Raw genomic sequence first — 19,228 nt, 5'->3', positions numbered from 1 at the left:
CGGTCATGCCGACAGCTCCTGCGGGTGATTCGGTTCGCTTGCGGTGAAATGGCGCCGCTGGCCGTCCGCCCGCGGCGTCTGTCCCTGGAACTGGGTACGCACCATGACCCGCCGGCGCGTCGCGTCGACCGGGGTGCGGTGGTGCAAGGTATGGCAGTTGTCCCAGAGCAGTACGTCGCCGGGTGTCCAGCGGTGCGTCCAGGTGATATCCGGATGGGTCGCGGCCGCCCACAGGGCGTCCAGCAACGCCTCGCTCTCGACGCCGGGCAGCCCTTCGATGTATTGCGAGGGGAAGATCCGCCGCCGCCCCAGGAACAGGGCGCGCCGAGCGCTCCCGGGCTGGCGGATGACCAGCGGATGGAAGGGCCCCGGCACCTCTTCCGGGCGGCTCGGCGTGCGCAGGCCGGGGCGCAGCATGCCGGCGCTGTTGCGGCTGGCGTCGTGCTTGGCCCAGCGCCCCTCGATGTCGCGTTTGAGCGTCTCGGACAGGCGCTCGTAGGCCAGGAACTGGTTGGCGAACGAAGTGAAACCGCTGTCCGCCGGTGCCTCCAGCGCATACAGCAGGCAGCCGATCGGCGGCGCTTCGATGTAGGAGTTGTCCGAGTGCCAGACCACCTCCAGGCTGCCGAGGCCGTCGTTCTCGCGCACCGGCGTGCCGTCCGGGCCCAGGTTGGTGATCGGCAGCAGGGCCGGGAACCGCTCTTCCTGGGCGATGCCGGCCGCCCGGATATAGAGGCGGTTAGCGCCTTCCTGCGGCTGGCCGAAGGTGGAGGCGGCGCGCAGCAGCGTTTCCGGCTCCAGGAACTGGCCCGGAAACAGCAGGACCAGGTGTTCCCGCCAGGCGCGTCGCAAGGCGTCGGCGATGTCGGCGGACAGCGGCTGCGCCAGGTCCACGCCGGTCACCACCGCGCCGAGGGCCTTGCCGGTGGGCGTCACCGACAGCCGTGCGAGGCTGTTGGGCTCCGCTGTGTCGGCGCGGCGCGGCCAGGACAGATCGGCAATCGTTTGCAGTCCTTTCATGGTGTGTGGGTGTCTCCTCTCATGAGTCCTGCCAGGACGGCAGGCAAGCGGCGTGGGCGCCGGCGATCCGGCCGCTGACGAAGCACTCGGCCAGATTGCCGGCGCCCAGATAGAGAAAGCCCCAGATGCTGCCCAGCTCGCCGGCGGCATAGAGGCGCGCGATGGGTTCCCCGAAGCTGTCGAGGATGCGCTGCCGGGCGTCGTGGACCGGACCGCCCTGGGTGTTGTTGACCAGCGGCCAGAGCTTGCCGACGTAGAACGGCGCGCTGCGCACCGGCGTCATGCTCGCCGGCGGCCGGCCGTGGTCGTCGTCCAGCCCGCGTTCGCACTGGCGGTTCCAGCGCTCCAGGCTGGCCGCCAGGACGGCGGGATCGGCGCCCAGCAGCCCGGCCAGTTCCTCGATCGAGTCGGCCTTCCGCAGGATGCCGTTCTCCACCTCGCGCAGGTTGTCCGCGCTCCAGGCGTAGGGCTGGACGTCGCGGTCGTTCAGCACCGCCTGGCCCAGGGGGTAGAGCTTGCGGCCCTCCTCGTCGACGACGAGGAAGGCGGGGATTTTCGGGAAACCCTGGGTGACCGGATCGAACTGGTCCAGGGGTCGGTGCCCGGTGTCCTGCAGGTAGGGGTGGTACTCGTTCATGAAGCGGCGCCCGCTCTGGTCGAGCATGATCCACGACATCGGCACTTCGGGCTCCCTGATCCGGGGCGTCCAGTCGGGCAGGCGCTTGACGCGGATGGCGAAGGGATAGTCCGGGTCGCAGTGGCGGAACCCGTAGGAGCCGTGGAAGTGCCACATGTGCCACAGGTCGGCACCCACCGCCTGCGCCATGCGGATACCGTCGCCGGTGTTGCCGCGGGTCGCGGCGGGCAGCACCGGGCGGATCTGCCAGTACTTGCGCTGCATTTCCGGCGCGGCCTCGAAGCCGCCGCTGGCCAGCACCACGCCACGCCGCGCGGCGATGCGTAGCGGACGACCCGCCGCGCGCGCCGAGAGGCCGATCACCGCACCCTCGGCATCGGTGACGAGCCGCTCGGCGGCGCAGCCCAGGCGGACCTCGATGTCGCGGGCGCGCACGTTGTCGTGCACCAGCTTGAACAGGTTCGGGCCCAACAGGCGGCCGCGCACATGGGGATATTCCCGGGCCGCGTCGAAGCCGGGTATCTCCGCCACTTCCAGGATGCCCAGGGCGTCGTGGCCGGGGAACGGGTAGTTGCCGCCGCGCTCGCGACGCTCGATGCGCGCGCCGTCGACGGTGGCCAGCTCGCGCAGGTAGTCCTCCAGGCCCGCCATGCCTTCGGCGAGCGCATCCAGCACCGCGTCCGGCACATCGGGTCCGGCGGCTTCCCGCAGGTACAGGCGGCCGCGCGGCAGGTCGGTGACGGTGCGCACGCCGCCGCCGGCGCAGATGGAGATGCCGCCGGGATCGGGCATCTTTTCCAGCAGCAGCACCCTGGCGCCCTGGTCGTGGGCACTGATGGCGGCGATGCCGCCGGCCAGGCCGAAGCCGACCACCACGACGTCGTAGGTTTCGTCGAATCCGCCCGGAATCGCGGGAGTCTTGTTCATGAAATCGTTACCTCGAAATCAGCCGTGAAGAGAGGCCGCGCGCCCGGCGATCTTCCACACCAGACCCATCACGCCCAGACAGATGGCCACCACGACCACCGACAGGGCCGCCGCCATTTCGATGGAGCCGTCGGCGATGAGCTGCAGGATCACCGTGGACATGACCTGGGTGTCGGTCTGCGCCAGCAGCACCGACATCGACAGCTCGCGGATACTCAGCGAGAACACCAGGATCCAGCCGATGCCCACCGAGACCCGCAGCAGCGGCAGGGTGATGTCCCAGACCGTGCGCAGCCAGCCGGCGCCGGCGATGCGCGCGGCCTCTTCCAGATCGGCGGAGATCTGCTTCAGGGCGGTGCGCACCAGCACGAAGGTCACCGGCAACTGCTTGGCCGCATAGGCGATCAGCAGCAGGGTCAGGGTGCCGTGGAAGGCATCGATGTAGCCCAGCATGATGCCGACGCCGAAGGCGATGGACGGAAAGCCGTAGGCGATCATGATCAGCACCGTGACCAGGCCTCGCCCCGGCAGCCGGGTGCGTTCGACGATCCAGGCGCAGACCACCGCCAGGCCGGCGCAGAGCGTCGCGGTGGCCAGCGCCAGGAGCATGCTGTTCTCGAACGCGGCGAAGGTGCCGAAGCTCTCGTCGAAGAGTTGCCGGTAATGGCTCAGCGCCAGATTGCCGGCGTCGATGGGCATCCCCAGCACCTGGATCAGCGACAGCACCAGCAGGCCGCCCAGCGGCAGGACGGCGCTCAGGAACACCACCGCCAGCGAGGCGGCGAAAGCCGGCCAGCGCCAGCGTCCCAGCGCCACCGGCTGGGTCCGGGTCACCTTGCCGCCCAGGGTGCGGTAGTCGTCGCGACCGACGAGCAATCGCTGCACGCCCAGGCACAGCAGCGTATAGACCACGATCGGCACGGCGATGGCGGCGGCCAGGTTCAGTTGCGGCGGGAAGGCGAGCAGGTCGTACAGCTTGGTGGTCAGCACGGAAAAGTTGGCCATGGTGCCGATCACCGAGGGCGCGCCGAAAGAGGACAGGGTGTCGAGCATGACCAGGATGGCGCTGGCCAGGATGGCCGGCAGCACCAGCGGCAGGCTGATGGTCAGGGCGCTGCGCAGACGGCCGGCACCCAGGATGCGGGCGGCCTGCTCGTGGCTGACGTCGACGTTGTTGAGCGCCGAGAGCACCGAGAAGAACACCAGCGGATACAGGTGGATGGTCTCGATCAGCACCAGGCCGCCGAAGCTGATGATGTCGAACGGCGGCGAAGCGATACCGAGCCAATCCATCAGCAACCTGTTCAGGTAACCGGAATTCGGCGCGGCGAGGAAAATCCAGGCGACCACCGTGATGAAGGTCGGGATCACGAAGGAAATCCCGGCGCAGGCGACGACCAGCCCCTTGGCGGGCACGTCGGTGCGCGCCACCAGCCAGGCCAGGGCGGTGCCGACCAGGGTGCTCAGCGTAACCACCCAGGCCACCAGGATCAGCGAGTTGCCCGCCGCCGCGAACATGCCCGGCGTGTGCAGCACGGTGCCGAAGGTATCCAGGGTGAAGGCACCGTCCGCGCCGGTCAGGCTGAACTTCAGCAGGTAGGCCAGCGGATAGGCGACGATGCCGAGGAGCGCCGCGATGGCCGCGCCGATGATCGCCAGTCTGACCGGCTGTGCCAGCCAGTCCAGCCGGACACGGGACGGGGCCGGTGCCATCCGCAGGGCGGAGACGGGACTGAAGTCGTTCATGGCAACACCCAGGCGCTGTCGTCTTCGATGGCCACCGACAGGCGACCGTCCTGCATCGCGGGCAGGTGGCGGGCCTCCGCCTGCAGGCGGCTCTCCCCCAGCTCCAGGGTCAGTTCGTAGTGGCTGCCCAGGAATAGCGTCTGGCAAAGCCGGGCCTCCGCTCCGCCGGGAGCGAACAGGATCTGTTCCGGGCGCACCACCACCTGGCAGCGCTGGCCCGCGGCGAGACCCGGCCCGCCCAGGGCGCGGAACACCGGCCCGGCGTCCAGGCGGACCCGTGCCCTACCCTGCCCGTCCAGCGCCTCCAGCGTGCCGGGCAGCAGGTTGGCGCGGCCGATGAATTCGGCCACGAAGCGCGTGCGCGGCCGCCGGTAGATGTCCTCCGGCGTGCCGATCTGTTCGATGCGGCCGCCGCGCATGACCACGATGCGGTCGGCCAGCACCAGCGCTTCGTCCTGATCGTGGGTGACATACAGCATGCTCACCCCGACCCGGCGCTGCAGCGCCTTCAGCTCGACACGCATCGACTGGCGCAGCGCCGCGTCGAGGTTGGACAGGGGCTCGTCGAGCAGCAGCAGCGAGGGCTCGGTGACCAGCGCGCGGGCCAAGGCCACCCGCTGCTGCTGGCCGCCGCTCAGGTCGGCGGGCTTGCGCCCGGCATGGCCGTCCAGATCGACGATCGCCAGCATGCGCTCCACCCGCCGGCGGATCTCGTCGCGGGCGATACCGGCCACCTGCAGGCCATAGGCGACGTTCTGGAACACCGTCTTGTGCGGCCAGACCGCGTAGTTCTGGAACATCATCCCCAGGTGGCGCTTCTCCGGCGGCAGGGCGAAGCGCGCACTGGCCGCCAGGCGACCGGCCAGGTGCACCTCTCCTTCGTCGGGCTGGAGAAAGCCGGCCACCATCCGCAGCGTGGTGGTCTTGCCGCAGCCGCTGGGGCCCAGCAGCACCACGACTTCACCGGGCGCGATGGCCAGATCGAGCCCGTCGACGATCCGGCTGGCGCCCAGCGTCTTGACCAGATGGCGAAGTTCCAGGCGCGGCACCGCCACTCCCGCAGCCTCGTCCGGAACGGACGGGCCGAGAAACGGAGCGGCGCTTTCGCGCGTTGCATTGACTGGTTCGAGAGCTGCTGTCATGACCAGACTCCATGAATGAAGAACCACCTTGAAAAGTCGGGCCGGACCCCATCCGGCCATCGGCCGTCAGAGCAGGGGAATGCTGTAACTGACGATCAGCCGGTTCTCGTCGCGGTCGGTGGTGTCGTTGCCGCGTAGCGCGGCGTTGCGCCAGGTGAGGCCGACGCCCTTGAGGAAGCCCGACTGCACCGTGTAGTCCACGCGGAAATCGCGCTCCCATTCGCGCTTGTCGCTGCCGGCGGCGTCGATATCCCAGCCCTTGACGTAGGTCAGGCTGGCCTTCAGGCCGGGCACGCCGAGCTTGGCGAAGTCGTAGGCGTACTGGCCGACCAGGGATTTCTCGCCGGCGCTGGCGAACTTGCCGTTCTGCAGGTTGGTGATCAGGTGGACCGTCTGGCCGGTGCCCAGGTTGATGCGCGGCCAGTCGCTGTTGCCGGTGACCTTCTGGTAGCCGAGGCCCAGCGAGTGGCCGGACAGGCTGTAGGTGAACATCGCACTCCACAGGTTGTTGTCGACCTCGCCGCTGCTGCCGTTGGCGCCGGCGCTGCGGTAGCCCTCGGCGCGTCCGGAGGCGCTCTCGTTCTTGCCGTCGGAGTCGCTGTAGAAGTAGCGCAGGTCGCTTTTCAGCGCGCCCACCGGCAGCTTCCAGTTATGGATCAGGCCGAAGAAGTGCTGTTTGTAGAAGTCGCGCAGGTTGCCGTAGTAGTACTGCAGCAGCAGGTCCCTGGTGGGCTTGTAATCGGCGCCGGCGAAGTAGAACTCGTTGCTGAAGCGGGCGTTGCTGCCGCTGTTGGCGCCGGCGATGGACAGGCCGTGGCTGTCGGCGGAGTTACGTTCGGTGGAATGCTCGATCTTGCCCGCGGTCAGGCTCAGGTTGTCGATCTCGTTGGAAGTGATCTGCGCGCCATGGAACAGTTGCGGCAGCAGGCGGCCGTCGTTGTAGATCAGCACCGGCATCTTCGGCAGCAGGGTGCCTAGGCGCGCCTCGGTCCTGGAGTAACGCAGCTTGCCGGTCACCCCGACGCGGCCGAAGTCGGTCTTCGCCTTGCCGTTGCTTTCCAGCGGGAACAGCGCGCCGGGCGTGCGCTCGGCGTCCGCCTTGCCGGCGCGGCCGCCGCCGTCCAGGCGAATGCCGTGCATGGCGAACACGTCAAGGCCGAAGCCGACCGGGCCCTCGGTGAAGCCGGACTTGTAGTCGAGGAAGAAAGCCTGGCCCCACTCATCGGACCTGGGGCCGCCACCGTTGCGGTTATCCTGGTTGAAGTAGAAGTTGCGCAGCGAAAGCGTGGCCTTGCTGTCTTCGATGAACCCGGCGGCGGTAGCGGGTTGCGCCAGCGTCTGGCCCAGGATGGCCAGCATGGCGGCCAGGATGGTTCGCTCCGCGCCGCGCGCCGGCTCGGTGAAGATCGAAACGCTGCTATCAAGCGCTGGATGACTCATTGGACTGCCGCCCCCGGGATGGCTGGTTGAATGGAGGCGGCATGCTAGGAACGGCGGTTCGGTCGATGAAATTCAATTAGCTTATATTGTTATAATGGTCATGGTTTTTATTCTCTTGGCAAGAAAATAACCCATTGTATTCATTAGGAATTATCCAGGATGGCAATTTGCGATCTTGATGAATGCATAAGAGTTACTGATGCATTTTATGACTGTCTTAATGTGTAATCGTGGCGCGTGCCGCTCTCTCTCCAGGGCAATCGCATGAAATGCCCGCCCGATACCGGACGGGAAAGGTTGTGTGCCTGGTCGTTCCGGTGTGGTCTTCGGCTCCGCTGCACCGGCTGCTTGCCGAGGGGCCGGACGGTCCCTGTTTCGGCCCCCCGGCCGAGTCACTTTCTCTTTGCTCGCGCGAAAGAGAAAGTAACCAAAGAGAAAGCGCGCCCGATCATTCGGCCCCGGCTGTGCCGGGGTTCCCTCGCTCCGGCGCCGCTCCGGGGGCACGTCGCGAAGGGACGTCCCTGTCCCTTCGCGACTCGCTCGGCGTCCTGCCTCGCGTCCCCCTCCGCGACACCTGCGCTCGGCCTCCTGAACGGGAGTCGGTTCCGAGCTGCCTGAAAGCGCTTTTGCCCTTCTTGTGGCACGGCCTGTCAGGCAACGCCGGATGCCCCCTTCAGGAGGCCGAGCGGAATCGTCGTGGAAGGGGTCGAGCGGCAAGGATGCCGCGAGAGCCGCGATGGGCCATGGATGGCCCTTCGCGGCGGGCCCCTGGAACGGCGATGTAGGGAGGGAACCCGGAGCGAAGCGCAGGGCCGGATGAGGGGGTGGCCTTCTTTTTGGTCACTTTTTCTTGGCCAGACAAGAAAAAGTGACTCGGCCGGGGGGCCGAAACAGGGAGTGTCGGAGCACTCGGCAAGCAGCCATGCCAAGGTTCATACAACCTTTCCCGTCCGGTATCAGGCAAGCGCTTCATGCGATCGCCCAGGCTCTCTCCCGGAGTCGCCGACCGCCACGGGCCGGATTCGGACGGACGGACAACAATCCTGCCGCGCGAAGCCTGTGGCTCCACCACGGCAACCGCCAGGCCGCCCATCGGAACGGGCACTGCGGACGGCGCCCATAACATGCCAGATAAGCATGATTTAATTTTAATTATATTCATATAATTAATAATTTTTTGGTGTCGACCTGCCCGCTTGAGTAGGCTCGCCTCCCTCGGAAACGAACGCGGGCGAGGACAACCCCATGCCACTCGGAATCATCGACAATCGCGACGCCGTCGCCGGAGCGCTTTTTCTCGCCGCCGGCCTCGCCGGCAGCGCCCTGGCCACGGCCTACCCGCTCGGCAGCGCGATGCGCATGGGGCCGGGCTATTTCCCGCTGCTGCTCGGCATCGCCCTGGCCGTGCTGGGTGCCGTACTGCTGCTGCGCAGCCTGCGCCTCGGCGCCGGGCGGGAGACCCTGCGCGGCAGCCTGTCCTGGCGTCCGGCGGCATTCGTGGGCGCCGGAGTGATCGCCTTCGCCCTGCTCGCGCAGGAGCAGGGCCTGCTGCTCGCCACCCTGACCCTGACCCTGCTCAGCGGCCTGGCCCGGCGCGGCGCGCGGCTGGCCGAACTGCTCGGCCTGGGCGCGGCCCTGTCGGCCTTCGGCGTGGCGGTCTTCTCCTTCGGCCTGGGCCTGCCCCTGCCGATCCTGCCACGCTGAACGGGGCGCGCCGATGGAACTGCTCTCCAACCTGAGCCTCGGCGTCGAAGCGGCGCTGAGCTGGAGCAACCTGCTCTACTGCTTCGCCGGCGTCACCCTCGGCACCCTGGTCGGCGTGCTGCCCGGCCTCGGCCCGGTGGCGACCATCGCCATGCTGCTGCCGGTGACCTACGGGCTGCCGCCGGACGCCGCCCTGATCATGCTCGCCGGCATCTACTACGGCGCCCAGTACGGCGGTTCCACGGCGGCGATCCTGGTCAACCTGCCGGGCGAGTCCTCCTCGCTGGTGACCTGCCTCGACGGCCACGCGATGGCCAGGGCCGGCCGCGCCGGCGCGGCACTGGGCATCGCCGCCATCGGCTCCTTCTTCGCCGGTACCCTGGCCACCTTGGTGCTGGCGGTCGCCGCGGTGCCGCTGACCGATTTCGCCCTGCGCTTCGGCCCGGCGGACTATTTCTCGCTGATGGCGCTCGGGCTGATCGCCGCGGTGGTGCTGGCCCAGGGCGAGGTCATCAAGGCGCTGGCGATGACCCTGCTCGGCCTGTTGCTGGGACTGGTCGGCGTCGACGTGAATTCTGGCGCGGAGCGCTTCACCTTCGGCGTGCCGGAACTGGCCGAGGGCATCAGCTTCGTGGTCATCTCGATGGGCATCTTCGGCATCGGCGAGATCATCGCCAACCTGGAGCGCGACACCGCCCGCGCCGGGGCGATCCGCGCCGTCGGCCCGCTGCTGCCGACCCGCGACGACTACCGCCGGGCCTGGAAGCCGGTGCTGCGCGGCTCCGCGCTCGGCACCCTGCTCGGCGTGCTGCCCGGCGGCGGGGCGATGCTCAGCTCCTTCGCCTCCTACATGCTGGAAAAGCGTCTGGCGAAAGACCCGTCGCGCTTCGGCCAGGGCGCCATCGAGGGCGTCGCCGGACCCGAGTCGGCCAACAACGCCGGCGCGCAGACTTCGTTCATCCCGCTGCTGGTGATGGGGCTGCCGTCCAACGCGGTGATGGCGCTGATGATCGGCGCGATGATGATCCACGGCATAGTGCCCGGCCCACAGGTCATGGGCGAACGTCCCGAGCTGTTCTGGGGGCTGATCGTCAGCATGTGGGTGGGCAATGCCCTGCTGCTGTTGCTCAACCTGCCGCTGATCGGCGTCTGGACGCGGCTGCTGGCGGTGCCCTACCGCCTGCTCTATCCGGCGATCCTGCTGTTCTGCTGCATCGGCGTGTTCAGCGTCAACAACAGCCTGTTCGATGTCCTGCTGGCGGTGGGCTTCGGCCTGCTCGGCTACCTGTTCATCAAGCTGCGCTGCGAACCGGCGCCGCTGCTGCTCGGTTTCGTCATCGGCCCGCTGATGGAAGAGAACCTGCGCCGCGCCATGCTGCTGTCGCGCGGCGATCCCACGGTGTTCTTCACCCGGCCGATCAGCGCCACGCTGCTGCTGATCGCCGTGGGCTTCCTGGTGCTGCTGGCCCTGCCGCGCTTCCGGACGACCCGCGAAGTCGCCTTCGCCGAGGATTGAACGATGCCCATCCCTTCTCCGACCGCGGCACTCGTCGACCTGGGCCTGGGGCTGCGCCACGACGATCTGCCGGAAGACATTCGCAGCATCGCCCGGCACAGCCTGCTCGACTGGATCGGCGTGCTGCTCGCCGGCTGGGACGATCCGGCGGTACAGATACTCCGCGCCCAGGCGACCGAACGCGGCGCGCTGCCCAGGGCGACGCTGCTGGGCAGCGCGGAACGCGGCGATCCGCTCGATGCGGCGCTGATCAACGGCAGCGCCTCCCATGTGCTGGATTTCGACGATGCCCATCTCGCCTCGCGCATCCACGCCTCGGTGGTGCTCTGGCCGGCGCTGATCGCCGTCGGCGAGCTGCGGGCGAGCAGCGGGCGGGAGGCGCTGACGGCCTTCGTCGCCGGACTCGAAGTGCAGGCCCGCATCGCCGATCTGGTGGGTAACGACCACTACCGGCGCGGCTGGCACAGCACGGCGACGCTCGGCAGCTTCGGCGCGACGCTGGCCGCCGGCCGGCTCTACGGGCTGGAGCCCGGCGCCCTGCGCCATGCCCTGGGGCTGGCGGCGACGCTGACCGGCGGCCTGCGCGCGCTGTTCGGCACGCCCTGCAAGCCGCTGCACGCCGGACGGGCGGCAGCCAACGGCGTCAACGCCGCCGACCTCGCGCGGCGCGGCTTCACCGCGGTGGAGGACATCTTCGAACGACCCGACGGCTATCCGGCGCTGGTGTCCGGCAACGCCCGCCGGGACCTGCCGGTCGCCGACGGTCGCTGGGCGACCCGCGAACTGCTGTTCAAGTACCACGCCTCCTGCTATGGCACCCAGGCGCCTATCGAGGCGGCGCTCGCCCTGCGCGAAGCGCTCGGCGGAGAGGTTCCGGCCGGCGAGCTGCGCGTCGAGGTCGAGCCGCAGTACCTGTCGGTGTGCGACCTGCCCGAGCCGCGCACGGCGATGGAGGCGCGCTTCAGCATCCGCCACATGGTCGCCCTGGCGCTGGCCGGCCGCAGCACACTGGACGAGCGCAGCTTCGCCGCCGAAACCCTCGCCGATCCCGGACTGGCCGCGCTGCGCCGGCGCATCCGGGTCGCGGCCGACCCCGCCCTGCCGCGCGCCAATGCGCGGCTCAGCGCCGCCGGGCGCGCCTTCGCGGCCGACGCCAGCCGCCCGGAAAGCGACCACGCGGCGCAGCGCCGGCGCCTGCTCGGCAAGTCGGCGCAGTTGCTCGCCGGGCGCCTGGAACCGGCGGCCATCGACGAGTTGCAGGCGCTGGCGCTGGCCATCGAAACCTTCGACGACCTGAACCAGTGGACCGCCGCGCTGCGCCGTCTGATCGGCCGCGTACCCCGTATTCCCCACCACAAGGACTCCGAGCCATGACAACCGCAGGAGAACCGTCCCGATGAGCGCCTACGTGATCGACAGCACGCTGTTCCGGGACCAGTTCGGCACAGAAGCGATGCGCCGCATCTTCAGCGACGAAACCACGGTGCAGCGCTGGCTGGACGTGGAGGCGGCGCTGGCCAAGGTGCAGGGCGAACTGGGCATCATCCCCCGCGCGGCGGCCGACGAGATCCGCCGCAAGGCGCGCGTCGAGCTGATCGACCTCGGCGCCCTGAAGGCCGAGATGGACCGCACCGCGCATCCCATAGTCCCGCTGCTGCGGGCGATCAAGCGGGTCTGCGACGGCGACGCCGGCGAATACGTGCACTGGGGGGCGACCACCCAGGACATCGTCGACAGCGGCACCGTGCTGCAACTGCGCGACGGCCTCGAAGAAATCGAGCGCGACCTGCGCGGACTGCTGGACAACCTGCTGAAACTGGCCGCGACCCATCGCGACCGGGTGATGGTCGGGCGCAGCCACGGCCAGCAGGCACTACCGATCACCTTCGGCTTCAAGGTCGCGGTCTGGGCCGAGGAAATCCGCCGCGACCTGCAGCGCCTCGACCAGATGCGCGAGCGCGTGCTGGTCGGCCAGTTCGCCGGCGCCGTGGGCACCCTGTCGGCGCTGGGCGAGCACGGCATCGCCGTGCAGGAAGGGCTGTTCCGCGAACTCGGCCTGGGTTGCCCGAGCATCGCCTGGCACGTGTCGCGCGACAGCCTCGCCGAGCTGGCCAGCGTGCTGGCGATCGCCACGGGAAGCGTGGGCAAGATCGCCCATGAAATCTATGCGCTGCAGAAGACCGAACTCGGCGAACTCGAAGAGCCGTTCAGCCCCGGCAAGGTGGGCAGCAGCACCATGCCGCACAAGCGCAACCCGGCCGCCTGCGAGACGGTGGTCGCCCTGGCGCGGGTGGTGCGCAGCATCGTGCCCCTGGCCCTGGAAGGCGTGCTGGCCGAGCACGAGCGCGACAAGATCGTCCTGCAGACCGAACGCGAATACCTGGCCCGACTGTTCGGCCTGAGCCACGCGGCCATCGCCAAGACCCGCGCCATCGCCGCCGGGCTGACGGTGCGCGGCGCGCACATGGAGGAAAACCTCTACCGACAGCGCGGCCTGCTGCTCTCCGAGGCGGTGATGATGCGCCTGAGCGATGCGCTGGGACGGCAGGAAGCCCACGAGATCGTCTATCGGATCTGCATGGAGGTGTTCGAGCGCGAAGGCACGCTCAAGGAAGCGCTGCTCGCCGATCCGCTGGTCGGCGACCGCCTGTCGCCCGAGGAGATCGACGCCCTGCTCGATCCCAAGGCCTACACCGGCCTGGCCGGCGCCTTCGTCGACCGGGTGACGGCGCGCCGCCAGGACATTACGCCATAGATGGATATCTCCCCTCTCCCCAGGGGGAGAGGGAGTCGAAAGTTCGGTGATCGGGTATGTGTCCCGGCCCGCCCCCCTTCTCCTGCAATGGAACCCGCCCCATGAAATCCCTGTTATCCGCCCTGCTCGGCACCCTGCTGTCCCTCGGCCTGGCGCCCGCCGGCCTGGCCGCCTATCCCGAGAAACCCATAGTCTTCGTCGTGCCCTACGCGCCCGGCGGCACCAACGACAACATCGCCCGGCTGCTCGCCGAGCACCTGGCGAGCGAGTTGGGCCAGAGCGTCGTGGTCGAGAACAAGCCGGGCGCCGGCGGCACCCTGGGCGCGGCCTACGTGGCGCACACCAAGGCCGACGGCTACACGCTGCTGAACGCCTCGATCGGCAACCTGGCGATCGCCCCGCAACTGGTCGAGGCGCAGTTCGATCCGTTCGCCGACCTGACTCCGCTGGCCAACATCGGCGACTCCCGTTCGGTAATCGCGATCAATCCGAAGCTGCCGATCCAGACCCTCGCCGAGCTGATCGCCTACGCCAAGGCCAACCCCGGCAAGCTGTCCTACGGCAGTTCCGGGCATGGCAGCCCCGGCAACCTGTCGCTGGAATACCTCAAGCTGCTGGCCGGCATCGACATCGTCCACGTGCCCTACAAGGGCTCGGCGCCGGCGCTGAGCGACGTCATCGCCGGGCACGTCGACCTGCTGTCCGACCCGCTGGCCAACGGCGCGGTGAAGAGCGGGCACCTGCGCGGCCTGGCCTATTTCGGCGCGACCGAGGCGCCGGATCTGCCCGGCGTCCCCTCCCTGCTGGAAACCTATCCGCAGTGGAACTTCTCCGGCGCCTTCCTGGCCGCCGCGCCGAGCGGCACGCCCGCCGGGGTGCTGGGCCGCCTGCGCGCGGCCTTCGACAAGGTCCTCGCCACGCCCGAGGTGATCGCCAAACTGCAGGGGATGGGGATCACCCCGCAGCGCCTGTCGCCGGAAGACACCTCGGCGCTGATCCGCAAGACCCACGACATCAGCGCGCAGATCATCGAGAAGGCGCAGTTGAAGGCGCAATAGAACCCGCCCCCCGCATGGCCGGCGGAGCCGGCCATGCAGCGCCCCGACCGGGCGGCGGCCCGCTCAGGCCGGCGGCTGCAGGTTTCGCCGCAGCCGTTCGAGCACCCAGAGGACCAGCCCCGCACCGACGATCGCCAGGGTGGCGAGCAGTCCGGTATGGGTCAGCGGCCCGTCGCCGCCACCCAGCACCAGCGCCGCGGCGCCGGCGGCCAGGGCCACGCTGAAATCCTGGGTCATCTTCTGCAGGGCCATGAAACCGGCGCGCTCCGGCGGCGCCGGAACATGGCTGATGGCGGCCGCCAGGCAGACCGTGCGGGCGGCGTTGCCGGCCATGAACAGCACGAAGCTCAGCATCAGCGGCAAGGCGCTCAGGCCGAAGAACGGCAGCAGGCCGACGGCGAAACAGGCGCTGGCCACGCCGACCGGCAGCCAGTGGCCGTGTCGATCGCCCAGGCGTCCGGCCAGTTGCATGGCCCCCAGCGCCACCAGACCGCCCACCAGGTACAGCGTACCCAGTTGCTGACGCGGGTAATCGAGGTTCAGCAGGTAGAACGCGGAGAAGCTCGGGATCACCAGGAAGGCGGAGAACTGGTTGAGCCCCTGCAACAGCGTGGCCAGGCGCACGCCGGGACGGCTCAGCATGGCCAGCGACGGCTTGCCAGCCGGCCCTTGCAGGTGGGCGGTCAGCGGCGGCAACAGATGGGCCACGGCGAAGGCGACCAGCACCACCAGCACAGCCACCAGCACGAAGGGCGCCTGCCAGCCGAAGTGGTCCGCCAGTTCCAGCGCCAGGGGAATCCCGGCGATGGTGGCGATGGAAAACCCGGTCATGACCTTGGCGATGGCTGTCCCGCGCTGTGGCGGCGGCGTCTGGTCGATCAGGATCGCCATGCCGGTGGCGATCGCCGGGGCGGCACAGAGCCCGGCGACGGCCCGTCCGAGCAGCAGGCTCGGCAAATCATGCGCCAGGGTACAGGCCAGCGAAGCGAGCGCCAGTCCCACCAGGCTCCAGAGCAGGGCCTTGCGGCGATCGAAGCGATCCAGGCGCGGCACGGTGAACAGACCGGACAGCAAGGACGCAAATGTATAGCTGGCTGTTAGCCATGCAACTTGATTACCGTGAAAGTTGAGACCTTTGGCCAAATCCGGGCCGAGCGGCAGGACCAGCATGAAATCGAGAATGTAGGTGAACTGCAGGGAGGCGATCAGGGCGATGAGCACCTTGGGTGAAATTGCTGCAAAAGGTTTCGTTCGTGCTTCCGATTGCAGGGATTGGTCCGGATTCATGCTCTCTCCAAGTGATGTAAATAGGCCGTAACCAATTGATGTAACTATGGTTAAAGACGAAAAATCAAAATGACATCAATACTCAAGTACCTTTTTATATTGTTTAATGTTGATACTTATTATCATTTGACGCTAGCATTATTACATACATGAAGGCGCCAGTGCCTTCCCCTAGGTGGTCCTGCTCGTCCTCTAGCCGTAAGGAGGCATCATGAGTTTTGTTCAACAGACACAGCTTGCGCAGTCCTTTTCCGAACCCTGCGGTCCGCAGGTGCTGTTCACCCATTACCACCGCGATGCCTGCATGTTCGCTTCGCCCGGCCAGACCCTGCTGGCGCATGGCGTGGCCGCGACCCTGCCGCTGGTCATGAGCGGTTCGCCCGCCGCCCTGGCCGGGCATGCGGCCGCTTTTCTGCGTCAGGCCAGCGAGGCCGGGCATGCCGGCTGGCTGATCGGCGCCATCCCCTTCCTGCCGGGCGCTGCGGCCCATCTGTTCATCCCCGAGCATGTCGAACTGGCTGGCGGCGGTCGCGCGGCGCTGGTCGGCGGGCCGCGTCCGGTACGCACGGTCGCGGCGCGCAGCGAACCGGCCGAGGCGGTCTACGAGCAGAACGTGAGCCGGGCCTTGGAGCGGATCGCCGACGGGAAGTTGCAGAAAGTGGTGCTGTCGCGCTCGCTGCACATCCAGGCGGAGCTGGATCAGGCCGAACTGCTGCAGACCCTGGCCAGCCGCAACCCGCTGGGCTACACCTATGCCATTCCGCTGCCGACCGCCAACGGCGAGCGCCGCAGCCTGATCGGCGCCAGCCCCGAGCTGCTGCTGGCCCGGCACGGCAACCGGGTGATTTCCAACCCGCTGGCCGGCTCCATCCCGCATAGCAGCGACCCGGCCGAGGACCGCCAGCGCGCCGAGAACCTGCTGCGCTCGCCCAAGGACCTGCACGAGCACGCGCTGGTGGTGGAAGCCGTCGCCGAGGCCCTGCGCCCCTATTGCACCGATCTGCTGGTCCCCGAAGCGCCGTCGCTGCTCTCGACCCCGACCATGTGGCACCTGTCCACCGAAGTCACCGGCACGCTGCGCGACCCGGCCACGACCTCGCTGGAACTGGCGCTGGCGCTGCATCCGACTCCGGCCGTGGGAGGCTATCCGACCGCCGAGGCGCGGGAGTTCATCCAGGCGTTCGAAGGCTTCGACCGGGGCTTCTTCACCGGCCTGGTCGGCTGGTGCAACGCGCAGGGCGATGGCGAATGGGCGGTGACCATCCGCTGCGCCGAAGTCGGCGAGCAGTCGTCGACCCTCTATGCCGGGGCCGGCATCGTGGCCGGCTCCGAACCGGCGCTGGAACTGGCGGAAACCGCCGCCAAGCTGCGCACCATGCTGGGCGCCATGGGGCTCGCGCTGGCCGAGGAGAACCGGGCATGAGCACCTCGACCCCGACCTCTTCTTCCGCCGAAGGCGCGGACTTCACGCCCTGGCCCGCCGAATTCGCCGCGCGCTACCGGGCGGCCGGCTACTGGCGCGGCGAACCGCTGGACAGCCTGCTGCGCGCCGGCGCCGACCGCCATGCCGGACGCACCGCGCTGGTCTGCGGCGAGCGGCGCTGGACCTACGCCGAACTGGACGCCCGCGTCGACCGGGTGGCGGCCGGGCTGGTCGGACAAGGCATCGCCGCCGGCGACCGCGTCGTGGTGCAGTTGCCCAACATCGCCGAATTCGTGATGGTCATCTTCGCCCTGCTGCGCCTGGGCGCCCTGCCGGTCTTCGCCCTGCCGGCCCACCGCCGGGCCGAAATCGGCTACTTCTGCGCCTTCGCCGAAGCCAAGGGGCTGGTCATCCGGGATCGCCACGCCGGTTTCGACTATCGCCAGATGGCCCGCGACATCCGCGACGAAGCAGCGACCCTGAGCACCGTCGTGGTGGTCGGCGAGGCCGAGGAATTCATCCCCTTCGAGCGGCTCGACGCCGAGCCGCTGCCGCTGCCGGAACCCAAGGCCGACACGCTGGCCTTCCTGCAACTGTCGGGCGGCAGCACGGGACGGCCGAAGATGATCCCGCGCACCCACGACGACTATTTCTACAGCGTGCGGGCCAGCGCCGAGATCTGCGGCCTCGGCCCGGACACCGTGTTCCTCTGCGCCCTGCCGGCGGCCCACAACTTCGCGATGAGTTCGCCGGGCATCCTGGGCGTCCTCTACGCCGGCGGCAGCGTGGTGCTGGCGCCCGATCCCAGTCCCGACACCTGTTTCGCCCTGATCGCCCGCGAGCGGGTCGACATGACCGCGCTGGTGCCCTCCGTGGCGCTGGCCTGGATGGAGGCCGCGCCGGCCCGGCAGGCCGAACTGGCCAGCCTGAAGGTGCTGCAGGTCGGCGGTTCGCGCCTCAGCGACGAAGCCGCGCAACGGGTCGACAGCCTGCTCGGCTGCAAGCTGCAACAGGTGTTCGGCATGGCCGAGGGACTGGTCAACTACACCCGGTTCGACGATCCCCAGGAGCTGATCGTCGGCACCCAGGGCCGCCCCATCTCCCCGGACGACGAAGTGCGCATCGTCGACGACGAGGACCGCGACGTGCCGCCGGGCGAAACCGGGCACCTGATCACCCGTGGCCCCTACACCATTCGCGGCTACTTCCGCGCCGATGTGCACAACGCCCGCTCCTTCACCCGCGACGGCTTCTACCGCACCGGCGATGTGGCCCGCCGCCTGCCCAGCGGGCACCTGATCGTCGAGGGCCGCGACAAGGACCAGATCAACCGCGGTGGCGACAAGGTGGCCGCCGAGGAAGTGGAAAACCACCTGCTGGCGCATCCCGCCGTGCTGGATGTCGCCGTGGTCGCGATGCCCGACGCCTTCCTCGGCGAGCGCACCTGCGCCTTCATCGTGCCGCGCGGCGAAGCGCCCCGGCCGCTGGAGATCAACCGCTTCATGCGCGAACGCGGCGTCGCCGGCTACAAGGTGCCGGACCGCATCGAGTTCGTCGACCAGTTGCCCAAGACCGGCGTCGGCAAGATCGACAAGCGCGCCCTGCGCGAACGCATCGCGGCACGCCTGCAGGCCACGGCCTGACGACGTCCGACGCCCATACGGCTCCGCAAATCCGAACTCCAAAATTCCAAGCGAGAAATCCCATGGCTATCCCCCGCATTGCCAGCTATCCCATGCCCGCCGCAGAAACCTTTCCCTCCGGCCGTGTCGACTGGCAGGCCGACCCGAAACGGGTGGCGTTGCTGGTGCACGACATGCAGGAATACTTCATCGATTTCTACGACCGTAGTGCCGCGCCGATCCCGCAACTGGTAGCCAACATCCGCCGCCTGATCGACGCCTGCGACGCCGCCGGCGTGCCGGTCTACTACACCGCCCAGCCGGCCGTGCAGCCGGCCGGGGACCGGGCGCTGCTCAACGAGTTCTGGGGCCCCGGCCTGCCGGCCAAACCGGAGGGGGCGCCGGTCATCGCCGCGCTGGCGCCCAGGGAAAACCACGTGGTGCTGGACAAGTGGCGCTACAGCGCCTTCATCCGCAGCGACCTGCGCGAGCGCCTGCAGGCGGCCGGCCGCGATCAACTGATGGTCTGCGGCATCTACGCCCACATCGGCTGCCAGACCACCTGCGTGGACGCCTTCATGCGCGACGTCCAGCCGATCATGGTCGGGGACGCGCTGGCCGACTTCTCGCCGGAGCGGCACCGCCAGGCGCTGGACTACGTGGTCGCCTGCGCCGGCGTGGTGCGCGACACCGACCAGTTGATCGCCGCGCTGGCCGGCGGGCTGCCGGCCAGCATCGAGGCCCTGCACCAGGAAGTCGCGCAGATGCTCGGCATGCCGGCCTCGGACTTCAGCGTCGAGGACAACCTGCTGGATGTCGGGCTGGACTCGATCCGCCTGATGAGCCTGCTCGAAGGCTGGAAGCGCGCCGGCGCCCAGGTGAGCTTCGTCCAGGTGGCCGAGCAGCCGACGCTGGCCCACTGGTGGTCGCTGCTGAGCGAGGGACGTTGAG

At 68.7% G+C, this 19,228-nt stretch carries 14 protein-coding genes; 8 read left to right on the top strand and 6 right to left on the bottom strand.

All coding sequences use genetic code 11. From position 1 onward, the window contains the following. Positions 1-3: 3 nt before the first annotated feature. The 5 genes from AVCA_RS09755 to AVCA_RS09735 all read right to left on the bottom strand — a co-directional run bounded on the left by AVCA_RS09755 (position 4) and on the right by AVCA_RS09735 (position 6,831). The gene (locus AVCA_RS09755) at positions 4-1,020 is read right to left on the bottom strand and encodes a TauD/TfdA dioxygenase family protein (protein ID WP_012700737.1); all 1,017 of its coding nucleotides are present in this window, start codon (positions 1,018-1,020) and stop codon (positions 4-6) included. A gap of 19 nt (positions 1,021-1,039) precedes the next feature. After that, positions 1,040-2,584 (bottom strand): FAD-dependent oxidoreductase, encoded by a 1,545-nt coding sequence (locus AVCA_RS09750; RefSeq protein WP_012700736.1) that lies wholly within the window; start codon positions 2,582-2,584, stop codon positions 1,040-1,042. Positions 2,585-2,602: 18 nt separating this feature from the next. Beyond that, positions 2,603-4,330: an ABC transporter permease gene (locus AVCA_RS09745; protein WP_012700735.1), complete on the bottom strand. Its 1,728-nt coding sequence runs from the start codon at positions 4,328-4,330 to the stop codon at positions 2,603-2,605. Continuing rightward, positions 4,327-5,472, bottom strand: coding sequence for an ABC transporter ATP-binding protein (locus AVCA_RS09740; RefSeq protein ID WP_236616372.1), 1,146 nt, complete (start codon positions 5,470-5,472; stop codon positions 4,327-4,329). Before AVCA_RS09740 ends, AVCA_RS09745 begins: the two co-directional genes overlap by 4 nt. 66 nt (positions 5,473-5,538) lie before the next feature. Continuing rightward, positions 5,539-6,831 carry an OprD family porin gene (locus AVCA_RS09735; RefSeq protein WP_050764410.1) on the bottom strand — a complete coding sequence of 431 codons (1,293 nt, stop codon included), beginning with the start codon at positions 6,829-6,831 and terminating at the stop codon, positions 5,539-5,541. A 1,326-nt stretch (positions 6,832-8,157) separates the two neighbouring features. Here AVCA_RS09735 and AVCA_RS09730 point away from each other — a divergent pair. The 5 genes from AVCA_RS09730 (at position 8,158) to AVCA_RS09710 (ending at position 13,945) form a co-directional block, all read left to right on the top strand. Beyond that, positions 8,158-8,616: a tripartite tricarboxylate transporter TctB family protein gene (locus AVCA_RS09730; protein WP_012700732.1), complete on the top strand. Its 459-nt coding sequence runs from the start codon at positions 8,158-8,160 to the stop codon at positions 8,614-8,616. Between the two features lie 13 nt (positions 8,617-8,629). Further along, a complete protein-coding gene (locus AVCA_RS09725) occupies positions 8,630-10,132 on the top strand; it encodes a tripartite tricarboxylate transporter permease (RefSeq protein WP_012700731.1) in 1,503 nt (500 codons plus the stop codon). 3 nt (positions 10,133-10,135) lie between these two features. After that, positions 10,136-11,506 (top strand): MmgE/PrpD family protein, encoded by a 1,371-nt coding sequence (locus tag AVCA_RS09720; RefSeq protein WP_012700730.1) that lies wholly within the window; start codon positions 10,136-10,138, stop codon positions 11,504-11,506. 22 nt (positions 11,507-11,528) lie between these two features. Further along, on the top strand, positions 11,529-12,887 hold the full coding sequence (purB, locus tag AVCA_RS09715; RefSeq protein WP_012700729.1) for an adenylosuccinate lyase: 1,359 nt from the start codon (positions 11,529-11,531) through the stop codon (positions 12,885-12,887). A gap of 101 nt (positions 12,888-12,988) precedes the next feature. After that, positions 12,989-13,945 (top strand): Bug family tripartite tricarboxylate transporter substrate binding protein, encoded by a 957-nt coding sequence (locus AVCA_RS09710; RefSeq protein ID WP_012700728.1) that lies wholly within the window; start codon positions 12,989-12,991, stop codon positions 13,943-13,945. A gap of 63 nt (positions 13,946-14,008) precedes the next feature. On the opposite strand, the gene AVCA_RS09705 is transcribed toward AVCA_RS09710, so the two are convergent. Next, positions 14,009-15,232 carry an MFS transporter gene (locus AVCA_RS09705; protein WP_012700727.1) on the bottom strand — a complete coding sequence of 408 codons (1,224 nt, stop codon included), beginning with the start codon at positions 15,230-15,232 and terminating at the stop codon, positions 14,009-14,011. 211 nt (positions 15,233-15,443) lie between these two features. On the opposite strand from AVCA_RS09705, the gene AVCA_RS09700 reads away from it, so the two are divergent. From AVCA_RS09700 to AVCA_RS09690, 3 genes are all read left to right on the top strand, one after another. Further along, positions 15,444-16,655, top strand: a complete 1,212-nt coding sequence (locus AVCA_RS09700) for an isochorismate synthase (RefSeq protein WP_012700726.1) — start codon at positions 15,444-15,446, stop codon at positions 16,653-16,655. Further along, positions 16,652-18,298, top strand: coding sequence for a (2,3-dihydroxybenzoyl)adenylate synthase (locus AVCA_RS09695; protein ID WP_012700725.1), 1,647 nt, complete (start codon positions 16,652-16,654; stop codon positions 18,296-18,298). The genes AVCA_RS09700 and AVCA_RS09695 overlap by 4 nt, the downstream gene beginning before the upstream one ends. A 62-nt stretch (positions 18,299-18,360) precedes the next feature. Further along, on the top strand, positions 18,361-19,227 hold the full coding sequence (locus AVCA_RS09690; protein WP_175556018.1) for an isochorismatase: 867 nt from the start codon (positions 18,361-18,363) through the stop codon (positions 19,225-19,227). Position 19,228: the final 1 nt, after the last annotated feature.

This window comes from Azotobacter vinelandii CA, assembly GCF_000380335.1.
Taxonomy (GTDB): Bacteria; Pseudomonadota; Gammaproteobacteria; order Pseudomonadales; family Pseudomonadaceae; genus Azotobacter; species Azotobacter vinelandii.
Note: the sequence above shows the minus strand (reverse complement) of the source record. Positions and strands in the feature narration are given on the sequence as shown.